General features: G+C 66.5%; 19 protein-coding genes. 14 read left to right on the forward strand and 5 right to left on the reverse strand.

What is annotated here, in order from left to right; translation table 11 throughout:
- Positions 1-120 precede the first annotated feature (120 nt).
- Positions 121-669: a TetR/AcrR family transcriptional regulator gene (locus tag RIdsm_RS02680; RefSeq protein WP_057820963.1), complete on the reverse strand. Its 549-nt coding sequence runs from the start codon at positions 667-669 to the stop codon at positions 121-123.
- A 186-nt stretch (positions 670-855) separates the two neighbouring features.
- On the opposite strand from RIdsm_RS02680, the gene phnC reads away from it, so the two are divergent.
- The 5 genes from phnC (at position 856) to RIdsm_RS02705 (ending at position 5583) form a co-directional block, all read left to right on the forward strand.
- Positions 856-1650, forward strand: coding sequence for a phosphonate ABC transporter ATP-binding protein (phnC, locus tag RIdsm_RS02685; protein ID WP_057820836.1), 795 nt, complete (start codon positions 856-858; stop codon positions 1648-1650).
- Between the two features lie 58 nt (positions 1651-1708).
- A complete protein-coding gene (gene phnD, locus RIdsm_RS02690) occupies positions 1709-2611 on the forward strand; it encodes a phosphonate ABC transporter substrate-binding protein (RefSeq protein WP_057820838.1) in 903 nt (300 codons plus the stop codon).
- A 74-nt stretch (positions 2612-2685) separates the two neighbouring features.
- A complete protein-coding gene (phnE, locus tag RIdsm_RS02695; RefSeq protein ID WP_057820840.1) occupies positions 2686-3561 on the forward strand; it encodes a phosphonate ABC transporter, permease protein PhnE in 876 nt (291 codons plus the stop codon).
- The gene (gene phnE, locus RIdsm_RS02700; RefSeq protein WP_057820843.1) at positions 3558-4910 is read left to right on the forward strand and encodes a phosphonate ABC transporter, permease protein PhnE; all 1353 of its coding nucleotides are present in this window, start codon (positions 3558-3560) and stop codon (positions 4908-4910) included. The genes phnE (RIdsm_RS02695) and phnE (RIdsm_RS02700) overlap by 4 nt, the downstream gene beginning before the upstream one ends.
- Before the next feature lie 58 nt (positions 4911-4968).
- A complete protein-coding gene (locus tag RIdsm_RS02705) occupies positions 4969-5583 on the forward strand; it encodes an LbetaH domain-containing protein (RefSeq protein ID WP_057820844.1) in 615 nt (204 codons plus the stop codon).
- Positions 5584-5708: 125 nt separating this feature from the next.
- Here RIdsm_RS02705 and RIdsm_RS02710 read toward each other — a convergent pair whose 3' ends face one another.
- Positions 5709-6890: an alpha-D-ribose 1-methylphosphonate 5-triphosphate diphosphatase gene (locus RIdsm_RS02710; protein ID WP_057820846.1), complete on the reverse strand. Its 1182-nt coding sequence runs from the start codon at positions 6888-6890 to the stop codon at positions 5709-5711.
- 80 nt (positions 6891-6970) lie between these two features.
- Positions 6971-7696, reverse strand: coding sequence for a phosphonate metabolism transcriptional regulator PhnF (gene phnF, locus RIdsm_RS02715; RefSeq protein WP_057820849.1), 726 nt, complete (start codon positions 7694-7696; stop codon positions 6971-6973).
- Positions 7697-7798: 102 nt separating this feature from the next.
- On the opposite strand from phnF, the gene phnG reads away from it, so the two are divergent.
- From phnG to fosX, 4 genes are read left to right on the forward strand one after another with little or no spacing between them, the layout of a single operon-like run.
- Positions 7799-8242 (forward strand): phosphonate C-P lyase system protein PhnG, encoded by a 444-nt coding sequence (phnG, locus tag RIdsm_RS02720; protein WP_057820851.1) that lies wholly within the window; start codon positions 7799-7801, stop codon positions 8240-8242.
- A complete protein-coding gene (gene phnH / locus RIdsm_RS02725) occupies positions 8242-8820 on the forward strand; it encodes a phosphonate C-P lyase system protein PhnH (RefSeq protein WP_057820853.1) in 579 nt (192 codons plus the stop codon). Before phnG ends, phnH begins: the two co-directional genes overlap by 1 nt.
- The gene (locus RIdsm_RS02730; protein ID WP_057820855.1) at positions 8811-9926 is read left to right on the forward strand and encodes a carbon-phosphorus lyase complex subunit; all 1116 of its coding nucleotides are present in this window, start codon (positions 8811-8813) and stop codon (positions 9924-9926) included. The genes phnH and RIdsm_RS02730 overlap by 10 nt, the downstream gene beginning before the upstream one ends.
- The gene (fosX, locus tag RIdsm_RS02735) at positions 9923-10342 is read left to right on the forward strand and encodes a FosX/FosE/FosI family fosfomycin resistance hydrolase (protein WP_057820857.1); all 420 of its coding nucleotides are present in this window, start codon (positions 9923-9925) and stop codon (positions 10340-10342) included. The genes RIdsm_RS02730 and fosX overlap by 4 nt, the downstream gene beginning before the upstream one ends.
- A 96-nt stretch (positions 10343-10438) precedes the next feature.
- Here the strand turns inward: fosX and RIdsm_RS30005 are convergent, their stop codons facing one another.
- Positions 10439-10579 carry a hypothetical protein gene (locus RIdsm_RS30005; protein ID WP_160325902.1) on the reverse strand — a complete coding sequence of 47 codons (141 nt, stop codon included), beginning with the start codon at positions 10577-10579 and terminating at the stop codon, positions 10439-10441.
- 107 nt (positions 10580-10686) lie between these two features.
- On the opposite strand from RIdsm_RS30005, the gene RIdsm_RS02740 reads away from it, so the two are divergent.
- Genes RIdsm_RS02740 through phnN form a run of 5 tightly spaced genes read left to right on the forward strand, consistent with a single transcriptional unit; the run spans position 10687 to position 14517 of the window.
- Complete coding sequence (locus RIdsm_RS02740) at positions 10687-11556, forward strand: alpha-D-ribose 1-methylphosphonate 5-phosphate C-P-lyase PhnJ (protein WP_057820965.1); 870 nt, start codon at positions 10687-10689, stop codon at positions 11554-11556.
- Entirely contained in the window at positions 11553-12323 is a 771-nt protein-coding gene (gene phnK / locus RIdsm_RS02745) for a phosphonate C-P lyase system protein PhnK (protein ID WP_057820859.1), read from the forward strand. The genes RIdsm_RS02740 and phnK overlap by 4 nt, the downstream gene beginning before the upstream one ends.
- 3 nt (positions 12324-12326) lie before the next feature.
- The gene (locus RIdsm_RS02750; RefSeq protein WP_057820860.1) at positions 12327-13280 is read left to right on the forward strand and encodes a CorA family divalent cation transporter; all 954 of its coding nucleotides are present in this window, start codon (positions 12327-12329) and stop codon (positions 13278-13280) included.
- A complete protein-coding gene (gene phnL / locus RIdsm_RS02755) occupies positions 13277-13972 on the forward strand; it encodes a phosphonate C-P lyase system protein PhnL (RefSeq protein ID WP_370276350.1) in 696 nt (231 codons plus the stop codon). Before RIdsm_RS02750 ends, phnL begins: the two co-directional genes overlap by 4 nt.
- Complete coding sequence (gene phnN / locus RIdsm_RS02760; RefSeq protein ID WP_057820862.1) at positions 13969-14517, forward strand: phosphonate metabolism protein/1,5-bisphosphokinase (PRPP-forming) PhnN; 549 nt, start codon at positions 13969-13971, stop codon at positions 14515-14517. The genes phnL and phnN overlap by 4 nt, the downstream gene beginning before the upstream one ends.
- Here phnN and RIdsm_RS02765 read toward each other — a convergent pair.
- Positions 14499-15185 (reverse strand): DUF1045 domain-containing protein, encoded by a 687-nt coding sequence (locus RIdsm_RS02765; protein ID WP_057820864.1) that lies wholly within the window; start codon positions 15183-15185, stop codon positions 14499-14501. The two genes, phnN and RIdsm_RS02765, sit on opposite strands and share 19 nt — an antisense overlap.
- Positions 15186-15202 lie beyond the last annotated feature (17 nt).

Here is a 15202-nt window from a genome sequence, read left to right on the forward strand (position 1 = left end):
TATGGAAGGATCATGGCCGTTTGCCTGCGCGCGGGCGAACCGGATCATGCGGGAATGCGGCGACCCGGTTCTTGCGGGAAGTGGAGGGAGAGGTGGGTTTCACCCACCCTACGGCGGGTTTCAGCGCAGGGCGAGCACCAGGTCGACGAGCGAGCCCATGGAGCCGCGGTTGTCGCCCTTGCCGGTCTGGCCGAGCAGGTCCATGCCGATGCCGGCGGCATAGATGATGCGGGCCATTTCGGGGTTGCCGATGCCGGTGTCGGTGAGGAGATCGTGCAGGGCGGTCAGCCGGGCCTCGTCGACGCGGGCGACGGCGTCGCGGGCCGCTTCGGCGTCGATGGCCCAGGAGCGGACGGCAGATTCGGTCGTGCTGCCGGTTTCGGGGGCCGCGATGGTCTGGGCGAGCGCGCGCAGGCGGGCCACGGCGCCGGTTTCGCCCTCGATCACGGCGGCGAGTTCGGCCAGCGCGGCCTTTTCCCAGCGTCCGAGCAATTGGCCATGGAAATCGGGCACGTCCTTGAAGTGCCAGTAGAAGGAGCCCTTGGTGGTTTTCATGTGCCGCGCCATCGGCTCGGCCTTGAGCGCCCCGGCGCCCTGTTTCGCCAGCAGTTTCGCCCCGGCGGCGAGCCAGTCGTCACGGGTGAGTCGCTTGGAGCGTCCTGTGGTCATGATCGTGGCATACGCGGGCGTATGCCTGCGCGCAAGGGCGGCGTGGCTTCGCGAAACGCCTGTTTTCAAGGCAATGCCTGCCGATTGGGCGGGGTGAAAAATGCCCGTCATCAAACTTTTACCGAACCGTCGCAAATGCTTTGAGGTTTGCGCCTAGCACGTCCCCAAATCCAGGGGGACACCAAATTGCTGGACATCAAGTCGCTGACCAAGGCTTTCGGTCGGAACACGGCGGTCGACGCCGTGTCCTTCACCGTGGACAGGCCCGCCATGATCGGGATCATCGGGCGTTCGGGCGCCGGCAAGTCGACGCTTCTGCGGATGCTGAACCGGCTGACCGACGCCACCGAGGGCCAGATCGTCTTCGAGGGGCGGGACGTGACCGCGCTGAAGGGCGCCGACAAGCGGGCGTGGCAGTCGGACTGCGCGATGATCTTCCAGCAGTTCAACCTCGTGCCGCGGATGGACGTGGTGTCGAACGTGCTGCATGGCACGCTGAACCGGCGCTCGACCCTGGCCACGATGTTCAACCTCTACCCCGAGGAGGACATTCACCGCGCCATCGACATTCTCGACCGGCTGGGCATTGCCGAGCACGCGCCGAAGCGGGCCGAGGCCCTGTCGGGCGGGCAGCAGCAGCGCGTGGCGATTGCCCGCGCGATCATGCAGCAGCCGAAGATCGTTCTGGCCGACGAGCCGATTGCCAGCCTCGACCCGATGAACGCGCAGCTGGTCATGGATGACCTGCGACGCATTCACGAGGAAGACGGCCGCACGGTGATCGCCAACCTTCACACGCTCGATACCGCCCGGCGCTATTGCGACCGGGTGATCGGCATGCTGCACGGACGGGTCGTTTTCGACGGCACGCCGGCGCAGCTGACCACCGGCGTCGCACGGGACATCTACGGCGCCGACGGGAGCTTTTCCGAAAGCTCGACCTCGACGGATATCGCGTCGCTCGACCGCGAATATGCCTGACTTTCATCTGCCCGCCGCAGCGGTTGCGGGGGCCAAAAAACCCAATCGGAGGACCAAGATGAAACACCTGATCGCTGCCGTTCTGGCAACCACTGCCCTGACCGTGCCCGCCACGGCGCAGGAAATCGACGAATTCCGCATCGGCATCCTTGGCGGCGAGAACGCCCAGGACCGCCTGAACTCGAACGAGTGCCTGCGGGAATATACCGAGGAAGCGCTTGGCGTTCCGGTCAAGCTTTTTGCGCCGGCCGACTATAACGGCGTGATCCAGGGCCTGCTGGGCGGCACCATCGACATGGCGTGGCTTGGCGCCAGCGGTTATGCCAAGACCTACCTGGAAGATCCGGACGCCGTGACGCCGGTTCTGGTGAAGGTGAATGTGGATGGCGGCTATGGCTACCACTCGATCGGCTTTGCCCGGAAGGACAGTGGCATCACCTCGCTGGAAGACCTCAAGGGCAAGGTGTTCGGCTTTGGCGATCCGAATTCGACCTCCGGCTACCTGATCCCGTCGATCGAGATTCCGCAGGAAATCGGCGCCAGCATGGAATCGGGCGACTATTTCGGCGAGGTGAAGTTCACCGGCGGTCACGAGCAGACCATCGTTGCCGTCAACAATGGCGACGTCGATGGCGGCGTGACCTGGGCCGATGGGCTGGGCAACTGGGAAGACGGTTACAACTCGGGCGCGTTGCGCAAGGCCGTGGATGCGGGCCTTGTCGACATGAACGACCTGGTCGAAATCTGGCGCTCGAAGCCCATTCCGGAAGGCCCGGTGGTGATCTCGAACGCGATGCCGGAAGAGGTCAAGGCGACCATGACCGAGCTGTGGGACAATCTGTCGGAGAAGGACGCGGATTGCTTCTATGGCGTGGCCGCGGGCGAGGCGAAGAGCTTCGATCCGATCACCCATGACGCGTATCTCTCGATCATCGAGGCACGCAAGTCGAAGTCGCAATAAGCGGCTGACCTCAATCGGGGCGGGCCCTGCCAGGTGCGGGGCCCGCTTCGCTGCATGAAGGACGGGGCTGGCAGATGGCGGAACTGAGCGCGGACGGCGGCGGGACACGGGCGGAGCATATCCGGGCCGAGTACATGGAGATGACGCGGCGCAAGCGTCTGTATTCCGGCATCCTGCTGGTGGTGTTCGTGGCGCTGATGGTGTCGGGCTTCATGCTGGCTGACAGCCGGAATGCCGGGGGCTTCTGGGACGGGTGGCACAACATCCTCGACTTTCCCGCGCAGGTGTGGGGCGAGGCGTGGGAGAAGGCGGGCGAGCTGCCGGGGCATTTGCTGACGTTTCTGCCGGCGCTGATCGAGACGGTGAATATCGCCGCCGCGTCGACCTTGCTGGGCGGGCTGGGGGCGATCGTGATTTCGCTTCTGGCGACGCGGGGGATGGCGCGGTGGCCGAGGCTTATTCCGGTGTTCCGGCGGATGATGGATATCATGCGGGCGATTCCGGAGATCGTGATTGCGCTGGTGCTGATCTTTGTCCTCGGCGGCGGGCCGGTGCCGGCGATGATCGCGATTGCGTTTCACACGGTGGGGGCGCTGGGCAAGCTGTTTTCCGAGGTGAACGAGAATGCCTCGCTGAAGCCCGTGGAAGGGCTGCAATCGGTCGGGGCGAGCTGGTCGCAAAGGATGCTGCTGGGTGTCATTCCGCAGGTGTCGCCCAACTACCTGAGCTATGCGCTGCTGCGGTTCGAGATCAATATCCGGGCCTCGGCCATCCTTGGCTTCGTGGGGGCCGGGGGCATCGGCTACGAGCTGAAGAACGCCATGTCCTGGGGGCAGGGCAAGTTCGACGAGGCGGCGGCGATCTTTATCCTGCTGTTCCTGACGATCATGTTCTTCGATCAGATTTCTTCCTATTACCGTGACAGGCTGACCCGGGGGAGGCCGCTATGACCATGACCGTGGACGGGGGACCGTCGCTCAAGCAGCAGGCCTCGCATCTTTTCAAGCGCAAGCGGCTGCTGAATTTCGGGCTGCCGGCGGTGATCCTGGCGTATTTCGTCTATATCTTCATCACCTTCGACATTGCCGGGCTGGCGCAGAGGGCGAGCCTCGAGAATGCGCGGACGCTGGTGGCGGACAGCTACAGCTACAAGACGCATGTGACCTATGACGACCGGGCGGGCGGTTTCGAGATCGCCATCGAGGGCGAGCGGAAGGGCACGTACCCGGAGGGCGAGACGCCGGACTGGGTGACGCTGACCGAGACCGGGCTGATCGCCGATCTGGGGCAGGGCTACGAGGTGGTCTATGAGGGCGCGCGGGTGTTCTTCGATATCCCCGGTTACGGCATGCTTGAGGCCGAGCCGTCGCGGCAGGGGGTGGACATGGTCTTCCCCTCGGGCGGGATGGAGGACCAGCCCGACTGGATCAACGCGTCGAAGAACCGGCTTTCGGTGACGACCGATGCGGGCCGGCTGACGGTGACGCGGACACGGGCGGAGCTTTTCAAGTACCAGCTCGGCTGGGAGCTTTTCTTCTTCACGCTGGAGAGCCCGTTTCACGGCAAGTCCTTCGGCGAGCTGGTGTCGCTGGCGATGTCGGGCGATCGGCTGGTCGAGGGCAATTCGAACGCGGCCGCGATGTGGCACGATTTCTGGAACAACGCCATGTGGCGGCATGCGGAAGTGGCCTGGGCCATTTTCGAGACGATGCTTATGGCGTTCCTGGGCACGTTCGGGGCGGCCATCGTGGCGCTGCCGCTGGCGTTCCTTGCGGCGCGGAATTTCACGCCGGTGAAGGCGCTGATGTTCGGGGTGCGGCGGGTGTTCGACTTTGTCCGGGGGGTGGACGCGCTGATCTGGACGATCGTGCTGGCGCGCGCCTTCGGGCCGGGGCCGATGACGGGGGCGCTGGCCATCCTGCTGACGGATACCGGGACGTTCGGGAAGCTGTTTTCCGAGACGCTCGAGAACGTGGACGACAAGCAGATCGAGGGCATCCAGTCGACCGGGGCGAAGCCGTTGCAGCGCTATCGGTTCGGGGTCATTCCGCAGATCACGCCGGTGCTGTTGTCGCAGCTTCTGTATTACCTCGAATCGAACACGCGGAGCGCGACGATCATCGGCGCCATCACCGGCGGCGGGATCGGGCTTTTGCTGACGCAGGCGATCATCACCCAGAAGGACTGGGAAGAGGTGAGCTATTACATCGTGCTGATCGTGCTTATGGTGATGCTGATGGATACGATATCCGGCTGGTTGCGGAAGCGGCTCATTACCTCGGACGACAGCGGGGTCTGAGGGGGCGGGACGCCTTCGGCGAGGATATTTGAACCAAGAAGAAGCGAGGGGTGGGCCCATGCCGGAGCTGGGGCTGGAGCCGTTCGTGCATCCGGATTGCGAGATCACGGAGAGCACGTTCGGGCGGTATTGCGAGATCGGGCAGGGGAGCCGGGTGCAGCATACGGTGATGGGCGATTATTCCTATTGCGACCGGATGTGCGACATCGCCAATGCGGAGATCGGGAAGTTCGCGAATATCGCGAGTTTCGTGCGGCTCGGGGCGAGTGATCATCCGTTGGACCGGGCGAGCCTGCATCATTTCATGTATCGCTCGGCCTATTACTGGCCCGATGAAGCGGATGATGCTGCGTGGTTCGCGGCAAGGCGGGCAAGGCGCGTGGTGATCGGGCATGACACCTGGATCGGGCACAACGCGCAGGTGAAGCCGGAGGTGACGGTGGGCCATGGTGCGGTTGTTGCGGCCGGGGCCGTGGTGACGAAGGATGTGGCGCCCTTCATGATCGTGGCCGGGGTGCCGGCGAAGCCCATGCGGGAGCGCCTGCCGGGGCCGGTGGCCGAGCGGATGATGGCGCTGGCGTGGTGGGATTGGGAGCATGAGCGGCTGAGGGCGGCGCTGGCGGATTTCCGGGCGCTGAAAGCGGAGGCGTTCCTGGAGAAATACGGGGGGTAGGCAGCAAAATGGGCGGCCCCGTAGTGCCGCCCTCTTTGGTGCTGAAATTCTTGTCTTTAACGGGCCCCGAATAGGCGGGGTTTGCAACGGATCCATGGCGGCCGTGTAAAGGTTTCGTGACGGTCCTACTCGGCCGCCATGGCGAGGCGGCCGGGGGAGGCGAGGAAGCGGCGGGCGGCTTCGCCGGTCATGTGGGTGACGCGGCCGGCCACCAGCGTGGCCTCGACCTGGCGGGTTTCGGTGTTGACGATGGCGAGGTCGGCGCGCTTGCCCTCGGCGATGGTGCCGCGATCGGTGAGGCGCATGATGCGGGCGGGGTTTTCGGAGATGAGCTTCCATGCCAGGGCGAAGGAGAGCACGCCCTCATCCGCCAGCCGGAAGGCGGCGGCGGCCATCGAGGGGTAATGGTAGTCCGAGACGAGCGCGTCGCATTTGCCGAGCGCCACCAGTTCGAGCGCGGAGACGTGCCCCTTTTGCGAGCCGCCGCGCACCACGTTGGGGGCGCCCATGAGCACCGGGTCGCCGCCTGCGCAGGCGAGCTTGGCCACCGCGCGGGTGAGGGGGAATTCGCAGATCTTGGCGCCGATCATGGAATAGGTTTCGCGGGCCTCGGGGTGGCGGTCGTCGTGGCTGCCGTAGCGAATGCCGCGCCGGTCGAAGGCGGCGGCGAGCGTGCAGAGGTAGCGGGGCACGGCGGCGGCCTGGCGCTTGGCGTGGTGGAGGGCGGCGGTGTAGGCCTCGGGCGACTGGCCCACGGATTTCGCCATCATCTCGAGCGGGGCGCCGCCGGTGTCGGCGAGCGGCAGGGTTTCGTCGAGGTGGTTGTTGAAGACGACGTAGCCGATGGCGTGGGCCTCGATGGCCGCGAGCAGGCGGTCGAGCGTGTCGGCGGTGTGGGTTTCGCAGCGGATCTGGACGCGCAGGTCGGTTTGCATGCGGGGGCGGTAGGCGTCGACGGCTTTCAGGAACTCTTCGGCGAAGTCGGGGCCGCGGTGGCCGCCTTCCCAGGACCAGCTTTGCGCCATCCAGGCGGTTGTCAGCCCGTTGGCGGCGGCGTCGCGGTCGGTGGAGACGAGGCCTTGTTCGATGGGAAAGGGGGCCGAGGGGCGGGGCCGGAGGTGGCGCTCGAAGGCGTCGCCATGCAGGTCGACGATGCCGGGGAGGATGAGGAAACCGGAGAGGTCGACCTCGGGGAGGGGCCTGTCGGTGATCAGGCCGCCCTGCACCGCCACGGGCGCGGCGTGAAGGCCGCCGTCGCGCAGGATGTCTGCGCCGGTCAGGCGCATGGCGGGTGGTCTGGCGGACATGGGGCTGCTCTCATGCTCGGGTTTTCCAAGAGGGTATCCGATTTGTTTATCGGTTTGGTGACAAGGGGATGGGGCATCGGTCACGGATCCGCGACCGTCAGGGTGACGCGGTCGCCGGAGAACCAGGTGCGGCCGTATTCGACCGGTTTGCCGTCGGCGTCGATGTTGAGGGAGATGGTGCGCAGGAGCGGCGCGCCTTCGCGGAGTTGCAGGTGGAGGGCCTGGGTGGGCGTGGCGAGCTTGGCGTTGAGGCGGGTCCAGGCGCGGGTGTAGTCGTCGAGCCCCTGGTCGGCCAGCGCCGCGGTGACGGAGCGGAGGCGGGTGAGGGCGTCGGGCAGGCCGGGGAAGCGGGCGGCGGGGAAGACGCTCTGGAACAGCGCGACGGGCTGGCCGTCGGAGAGGGAGAGCCCTTCGTAGACATGGACGGGGTCGCCCTGGGTGAGGGCGAGAAGCTCGGCCTCGGTCGTGTCGGCGGCGCGGGTTTCCATGGCGAGGAGCTGTTTGCCGGGCAGGTGGCCGGCGGCGCGCAGGTTCTGGTGGAAGCGGACGCGCTTGCCGATGGGATAGTCGGTGTGGCTTTGGGCGACGAAGACGCCGGCGCCGCGGCGGGCGTGAACGAGGCCGTCTTCGGCGAGGGTGGCCAGCGCGCGGCGGACGGTGTGGCGGTTGACGCCGAAGCGCCTGGCGAGCGCGGCCTCGGTCGGGAGCTTGTCGCCGGGGGCGTAGCGGCGTTCCGAGATGTCGCGCAGGAGCGTGTCGTGGATCGACTTCCAGATCGGGGTGCGCTTGGCGGTGTCTGTGGTCACGTCACGAAACTTTCACGTCTGAATGCCTTGCCCGACTCGGGATGCCGGTGTATGGATTTGTCTAGTTGTATAGTAATATAGACAAGTTGGCAAGGTGTCTGGATGACCGCAAATGACGAGCGCAAGGCATGGATGAGCCTTCTGGCCAAGGCCCCGGCGGCCGAGCTGGCGCGGCTTTGGGAGGCGTTCGGGGATGAGCCCGGGCATGAGTGGCTGCGCGCGCCGGAGGCGGGCGGCGTGATGGTGCGCGGCCGGGCCGGGGCGACGGGCGCGCCGTTCAACCTGGGCGAGATGACGGTGACGCGCTGTTCGCTGAAGCTGGAAGGCGGCGCGGTGGGGCATGCCTATGTGCAGGGGCGCGACAAGCGGCAGGCCCGGCAGGCGGCGCTGGTGGATGCGCTGATGCAGACCGGTGAGGCCGCGACGGTGCGCGAGGCCATTCTCGACCCGCTGGCCGGGGCGCTGGAGGCGGCAAGGGCCGCGAGGGCGGCGAAGGCCGCGGCAACGAAGGTGGATTTCTTCACGATGGTGCGGGGAGAGGATTGATGGAAGCCTCGGTTCTGGAAGGCGGGTTCGGGGATGCGCCGGTAGAGGCCGCGCGGGCGTTTCGCGCGGCGATGCGGGTGATGGCGCGGCCGGGCACGATCGAGGCGCTGGACGCGGCACGGCCGCCGGCGCCGGTGTCGGTGGCGGCGGGGACGTTGTTGCTGACGCTGTGCGATCACGAGACCGGCGTTTACCTCGCCGGGGCGTATGACACGGCCGAGCTGCGGGAATGGCTGGCGTTTCACACCGGCGCGCCGGTTGTGGCGGCGGGTGAGGCGCAGTTCGCGCTGGGCGACTGGGCGGCGTTGATGCCGCTTTCGCAGTACGCGGTGGGCTCGCCGGAATATCCGGATCGTTCGGCGACGCTGATTGTCGAGATGGAGCGGCTGGAGGCCAAGGGCACCGGGCTGCGCGGGCCGGGGATCAGGGAGCGGGCGGAGCTGAGCCTGCCGGATGCAGACGCGATGAGGGCGAATGCGGCGCAGTTTCCGCTGGGGGTGGATTTCTTCCTGACCTGCGGCGACCGGGTGGCCGCCTTGCCGCGATCGACCAGATTGGAGGATGCGCCATGTACGTAGCTGTCAAAGGCGGGGAACGGGCGATCGACAACGCCCATGCGTGGCTGGCCGACGAGCGGCGGGGCGACCGCGACGTGGCCGAGCTGTCGGTGGCGCAGATCCGGGAGCAGTTGAGCCTTGCGGTGAACCGGGTGATGGCGGAGGGGTCGCTGTATGACCCGGACCTTGCCGCGCTGGCGATCAAGCAGTCGCGGGGCGACCTGATCGAGGCGATCTTCCTGATCCGGGCGTATCGCACGACGCTGCCGCGGTTCGGGGCGTCGAAGCCCATCGAGACGGGCGAGATGGCCTGTGACCGGCGGATTTCGGCGACGTTCAAGGATGCGCCAGGGGGCCAGGTTCTGGGGCCGACCTTCGATTACACGCACCGTCTGCTGGATTTCAAACTGGCCGCCGATGGCGAGGTGCCGGAGGCGGCGGAGGGCACGCCGCAGGGCGGGGACGTGCCGCATATCACCGGGTACCTGAACCGCGAGGGACTGATCCAGGACGAGCCGGAGAGTGACGAGACACCGCCGGACCTGACGCGGGAGCCGATGGAGTTGCCTGCCGGGCGGCCGCTGCGCCTGCAATCGCTGACACGGGGCGACGAGGGGTTCGTGCTGGGCATGGCCTACTCGACCCAGCGGGGCTATGCGCGCAACCACGCGTTCGTGGGTGAGCTCAGGATCGGGGCCGTGGCGGTGGAAATGGATATCCCCGAGCTGGGCTTCGCCATCGAGATCGGCGAGATCACGGTGACGGAATGCGAGACGGTGAACCAGTTCAAGGGGTCGAAGACCGAGCCGCCGCAGTTCACGCGCGGCTATGGGTTGGTGTTCGGGCAGACCGAGCGGAAGGCGATTTCCATGGCGCTGGTCGACCGGGCGCTGCGCTGGAAGGAGCTGGGCGAGGATGACCAGGGGGCGCCGGCGCAGGACGAGGAATTCGTGCTGATGCATTCGGACAATATCCAGGCGACCGGGTTCCTGGAGCATATCAAGCTGCCGCATTACGTGGATTTCCAGAGCGAGCTGGAGCTTGTGCGGAAATTGCGGCGCGAGGTGGAGGCGGCGCGCTCGTCCGTCCTTTCGGACGGCCTCGCACCGGATGAGGCGGCGGAATGAGCGAGGGGCTGTCGCATATCACCTTCATCTGTGCCGATCTCGACCGGATGCAGGCGGTGCTGGAAGAGGTGCTGGAGGCGCGCTGTGTCTATGCCAGCGGCGGGGAGCTGTTCTCGCTGTCGGAAGAGCGGTTCTTCCTGGTGGGCGACGTGTGGGTCGCGATCATGAAGGGCGATCCGGTGAGGGAGCGGAGTTACAACCACGTGGCCTTCAAGGTCGACGAGGCGCAGTTCGACGACCGCGTGGCGCGGATCGAGGCGATGGGGCTGGACATGCGCCCGCCAAGGCCGAGGGTCACGGGCGAGGGACGATCCGTGTACTTTCACGGCCCTGACGGGCACCTCCTGGAGCTGCATACCGGCACGTTGGAGCAGAGGCTGTCGCGGTATGCGCGCGGCCGGGAGGGTGTGGCATGATGTATGGGGTTCTGGCCCTCGGGGGCCAAAGGTGGAACTGCGGGCCGAAGCCGGAGCCGCGTGCGGGGTTGCCGCGGGCCGGCCTCGGCCGCAATCCTATTCCGCCGGCGTCTGGTCGTCTGCGCCTTCGGATGGTTTCCGGCCGAAACCGGAATTCGGGAACATGTCCATCAGCATCTTGCCGACGAGCAAGGCCCCGAAGATCACCATCAGGGTTACGATTACCATCGTCGTCATGTTTCTTCATCCCTCTCTTGAACCGAACATGAGCACTCTCGCTAACCGGGAATATCGGCGACACCATGGCTGAAAGGGTCCATTTCATGACGAATGAAAGCGAAAATGTGACGGCCTATAACTTTGCGTATCTGGACGAGCAGACCAAGCGGATGATCCGCCGTGCGATCCTGAAGGGGCTGGCCGTGCCGGGCTACCAGGTGCCGTTTGCGAGCCGGGAGATGCCAATGCCCTATGGCTGGGGCACGGGGGGGGTGCAGGTGAGTGCCGCGACGCTGACGCCCGAGGATTGCTTCAAGGTGATCGACCAGGGGGCGGACGATACGACGAATGCCGTGTCGATCCGGAAGTTCTTCGAGAAGACCGCCGGGGTGGCGACCACCGAGGAGACGGGGAAGGCCACGGTGATCCAGACGCGGCACCGGATTCCGGAGGAGAGGCTGACGGAGGACCAGATCCTGGTGTACCAGGTGCCGATCCCGGAGCCGCTAAGGTTTCTGGAGCCCCGCGAAACGGAGACGCGGAAGATGCATAGCCTGGAGGAATACGGGCTGATGCATGTGAAGCTTTACGAGGACGTGGCGCAGCACGGGGCGATTGCCACCGCCTATGCCTATCCGGTGAAGGTGGAGGGGCGCTACGTGATGGACCCCTCGCCGATACCGAAATTCGACAACCCGAAGATGGAGATGGACGCGATTCAGCTGTTCGGGGCGGGGCGGGAGCAGCGGATCTATGCGCTGCCGCCGCACAGCAAGGTGGTGAGCCTCGATTTCGAGGATCACCCGTTCGACCCGTCGAAGGCGGATCATGCCTGTGACCTGTGCGGGGCCGAGGACAGTTACCTCGACGAGGTGATCACCGACGACCAGGGCGGGCGGATGTTCGTCTGTTCGGACACGGATTACTGCCGCGCGCGGCGGGTGGCGGGGCATATGGGGGCGCAGGGCGCACCCTACGAGGAGGGCGCGGCATGACACCGCTTTTGCAGGTTCAGGGTGTGTCGAAATATTACGGCGCGCGGATCGGGTGCGAGGATGTGAGTTTCGAGCTGTATCCGGGCGAAGTGATGGGAATAGTCGGGGAGAGTGGATCGGGTAAATCCACGCTTCTGGGCTGCCTCGCCGGCCAGTTAGCTCCTGATGCCGGCGAGGTTCTGTTCGACACGCGGGGCGAGGGGTTGCGCGATACGCTGAAGATGTCGGAGCCGGAACGGCGGATGCTGGGGCGGACGGACTGGGCCTTCGTGCATCAGAATGCGCGGGACGGGCTGCGGATGGGCGTGAGTGCCGGGGGCAACGTGGGCGAGCGGCTGATGGCCGTGGGCGCGCGGCATTACGGGCAGATCCGGGGGCAGGCGATCGACTGGCTGGGCCGGGTCGAGATTTCGGAGGACCGGGTGGATGACCGGCCGGGGATGTTTTCCGGGGGCATGCAGCAGCGGTTGCAGATCGCGCGGAACCTGGTGACCGGGCCACGGTTGGTGTTCATGGACGAACCCACCGGGGGCCTCGATGTGTCTGTGCAGGCGAGGCTTCTGGATTTGCTGCGGGGGCTGGTGCGCGAGATGGGCCTGAGCGCCATCATCGTGACGCATGATTTGGCCGTGGTGCGCCTGCTGGCCGATCGGCTGATGGTGATGAAGGGCGGGCACGTGGTCGAGGCCGGGCTGACGGACCAGGTGTTGGACGACCCGCAGCATGGGTATACGCAGTTGCTGGTGTCGAGTGTTTTGCAGGTGTAGCCGATGATCGAGAGTTTCAGACCAGACGGGGCCGGCGGGCTGACGCGCGAGGAGGGGCTCGGGGCCGATGCGGTCTGGGTCGATCTGCGCGATCCGACGTCGGAGGAGCTGGCGGAGGTGGGCAAGGTGGCCGGGGCCAGCCTGCCCAGCAAGGAGGACATGGAGGAGATCGAACTGTCGAGCCGGCTGTACCGGGATGGCAATGTCGATTTCCTGACGCTCGTGCTTCCGGCGCTGACGGAGACGGACAATCACCAGGTGGCGCCGGTGACCTTCGTGCTGTGCCCCAGGCAGGTGGTGACGATCCGGTATCACGAGCCTCGGCCCTTCAAGAGCTACCCGGTGCGGGCGGCGCACAGCCCCTATGACACCGGCTCGGCGCAGGAGGTTCTGTTCGGGCTGCTGGACGAGATCATCGACCGGCTGGCGGATATTCTCGAGCTGACCGACGGGCGGATCGAGGGCGTGTCGCGGGGGCTGTTCGGCAACGGGCTCGAGACCGAGGTGGCCGACCGGCGCTCGGCGCTGGCGACGCTGGGGCAGGCGGGGGCGCTGGTCTCGGATGTGCGCAACAGCCTCGTGACGATCGAGCGGGCGCTGACGTTCCTGAACCGCGAGGCGGCCGGGGGCGGGAAGAAATCGCCGCGGGCGATCAAGGTGCTGTCGAGCGACGTCGCCTCGCTGGCGGAGCATGCGAGTTTCCTGACCCAGAAGCTGAGCCTGATTCTCGATACCTTTTTCGGCCTGACCACGATTGAACAGAACGCCGTGACCAAGACCTTCTCGCTGGTCGCGGTTCTCTTCATGCCGCCGACGCTGATCGGGGCCGTGTTCGGGATGAACTTTGCCCTGATGCCCGGCATCGACTGGCGCTGGGGGTTCACCGCCGCGCTTGTGGCGATGGTGGCCTCGTCGGTGCTGTCTTACCTCTATTTCCGTTGGAAGAACCTGCTATGACCCATGATCCCGTGATCGCGCTGAGCGATGTGTCGAAGTCTTTCGTGCTGCATAACCAGGGGGGCGCGCGGATCCCGGTGATGGCGGGGGCCGAGCTTGCCGTGGGCGCGGGCGAGTGCGTGGCGCTGACCGGCGCGTCGGGGGCGGGGAAGTCGACCCTGATGCGGATGATCTATGGCAACTACCTTGCCGCGACGGGCAGGATCATGGTGGCCGGGGTTGACGTGGCGAAGGCCGAGCCAAGGGAGATTTTGACGCTGCGGCGGCAGACGCTGGGCTATGTGAGCCAGTTCCTGCGGGTGGTGCCAAGGGTGCCGACGCGGGAGGTGGTGGCCGAGCCGCTTCTGATGACGGGGCATGCGCGGGACGAGGCGATGGCGCGGGCCGAAAGCCTGCTTTCGCGGCTGAACATTCCCGAGGCGCTGTGGGATCTGAGCCCGACGACCTTTTCGGGGGGCGAGCAGCAAAGGGTGAATATCGCGCGGGGCTTTGCCTATACCTATCCGGCGATGCTTTTGGACGAGCCGACCGCGAGCCTCGATGCGCAGAACCGGGATACGGTGCTGACGCTGATCGAGGAGGCCAAGGCGCGGGGGGCGGCGATCCTGGGGATTTTCCACGATGTCGAGGCGCGCGAGCGGGTCTGTGACCGCGAGGTCGACGTGTCGGTCTTTACCCCGGCCGCGGCATGAGCACGGGCGCGCTTATTGGCGTTGTGGGGCCCTCGGGCGTGGGCAAGGATAGCGTGATGGAAGCGCTGGCCCGGGCCGAGCCGTCGATGGGCCTTGTGCGGCGGGTGATCACCCGGCCGGCGGATGCCGGCGGCGAGGATTTCGAGGGTGTGAGCGAGGAAGAGTTTGCAAGGCGGCGGGAGCAGGGCGAGTTCGTGCTGCACTGGCCGGCGCATGGGCTGCATTATGGCGTGCCGGCCACGGTGCGGGGGCGGCTGGCGCGGGGCGAGACCTGTCTGGTGAACCTGTCGCGGGCAGTGCTGGCAGAGGCGGAGCGGCTGTTCGAGCGGTTCGTGACGCTGCACCTGACGGCGCCGGCGGAGGTGCTGGCCGAGCGGCTGGCCGCGCGCGGCCGGGAGGACAAGGCGGAGATCGCGCGGCGGCTGTCGCGGCAGGGGTTTGCCTTGCCCGAGGGGCTGGGCCGGGTGATCGAGGTGGCCAATGACGGCCCGCTCGAGCGGACCGTCGCGACCGTTCTGTCAGAGCTTCAGGCCGGGAAGGTGTGACGTTGGATCAGGTGGAAATGCCCGTCTTCCGCCTCGCCCACGAGGCTGAGCCCGTCGAAGACAAAGGGCTGGGGGATCTGCCCGTGCAGGCGCTGGGCGAGGATCGCCCGGACCGCGTCGAGCTGGTCTTTGGGCAGCTTCGAGGAGAGGGTCATATGGAAGCGGAAGTCTTCCATCACGTAGGGGTAGCCCCAGCGTTGGAGAAGCGCCTCCTGCCGGTCGGTGAGGCCGGCGGCGCGGCGCTTTTCGAGCTCGGCGTCGGTGGGCGGGGCGCGGAAGCTGTCGAGGGTTTCGACGGCCATCGCCGCGATCCCCTGAAGCTGGGTCGTGTCGCCGCGCACGACGAGCGCGAGGAAGCGGCCCATCGCGGCCAGTTCCAGCCCGTCGAGCGTGGCGGGCGGCATCTGGGTGCAGAGCCGGTCGAAGGCTTCGAAGAGATCGCTTTCGGATTTGTCCTCGGCCAGCCGGAAGGGCGGCTTGATCGTGCCGTGAAAGCCGTAGGGCCGGGGCGTCTCGGTAAGCTCCGGCAGCGGCGCGGGGAGGTCGGGGATCTCGGGCTGATCGACCGGTTCGCCGCGGGCGATATCCCATCCCAGCCATTCCGCCCCGAAATGGGCAAACCCCTCGTCGGAGGGTGTATAATAGACCGCGTAGCGTTTGTAGCTCATCGTTGCACCTTTCCCGT

The sequence above is a fragment of the Roseovarius indicus genome (assembly GCF_008728195.1).
GTDB classification, from domain to species: domain Bacteria; phylum Pseudomonadota; class Alphaproteobacteria; order Rhodobacterales; family Rhodobacteraceae; genus Roseovarius; species Roseovarius indicus.

Coding starts and splice junctions, on each gene's coding strand:
- phnE (WP_057820843.1), top strand. CDS start 3,558: ATGACCATGACCGTGGACGGGGGACCGTCGCTCAAGCAGCAGGCCTCG.
- RIdsm_RS02765 (WP_057820864.1), bottom strand. CDS start 15,185: ATGAGCTACAAACGCTACGCGGTCTATTATACACCCTCCGACGAGGGG.
- RIdsm_RS02710 (WP_057820846.1), bottom strand. CDS start 6,890: ATGTCCGCCAGACCACCCGCCATGCGCCTGACCGGCGCAGACATCCTG.
- phnE (WP_057820840.1), top strand. CDS start 2,686: ATGGCGGAACTGAGCGCGGACGGCGGCGGGACACGGGCGGAGCATATC.
- RIdsm_RS02730 (WP_057820855.1), top strand. CDS start 8,811: ATGTACGTAGCTGTCAAAGGCGGGGAACGGGCGATCGACAACGCCCAT.
- phnN (WP_057820862.1), top strand. CDS start 13,969: ATGAGCACGGGCGCGCTTATTGGCGTTGTGGGGCCCTCGGGCGTGGGC.
- fosX (WP_057820857.1), top strand. CDS start 9,923: ATGAGCGAGGGGCTGTCGCATATCACCTTCATCTGTGCCGATCTCGAC.
- phnG (WP_057820851.1), top strand. CDS start 7,799: ATGACCGCAAATGACGAGCGCAAGGCATGGATGAGCCTTCTGGCCAAG.
- RIdsm_RS02705 (WP_057820844.1), top strand. CDS start 4,969: ATGCCGGAGCTGGGGCTGGAGCCGTTCGTGCATCCGGATTGCGAGATC.
- RIdsm_RS30005 (WP_160325902.1), bottom strand. CDS start 10,579: ATGACGACGATGGTAATCGTAACCCTGATGGTGATCTTCGGGGCCTTG.
- phnD (WP_057820838.1), top strand. CDS start 1,709: ATGAAACACCTGATCGCTGCCGTTCTGGCAACCACTGCCCTGACCGTG.
- RIdsm_RS02680 (WP_057820963.1), bottom strand. CDS start 669: ATGACCACAGGACGCTCCAAGCGACTCACCCGTGACGACTGGCTCGCC.
- phnL (WP_370276350.1), top strand. CDS start 13,277: ATGACCCATGATCCCGTGATCGCGCTGAGCGATGTGTCGAAGTCTTTC.
- RIdsm_RS02750 (WP_057820860.1), top strand. CDS start 12,327: ATGATCGAGAGTTTCAGACCAGACGGGGCCGGCGGGCTGACGCGCGAG.
- phnK (WP_057820859.1), top strand. CDS start 11,553: ATGACACCGCTTTTGCAGGTTCAGGGTGTGTCGAAATATTACGGCGCG.
- phnH (WP_057820853.1), top strand. CDS start 8,242: ATGGAAGCCTCGGTTCTGGAAGGCGGGTTCGGGGATGCGCCGGTAGAG.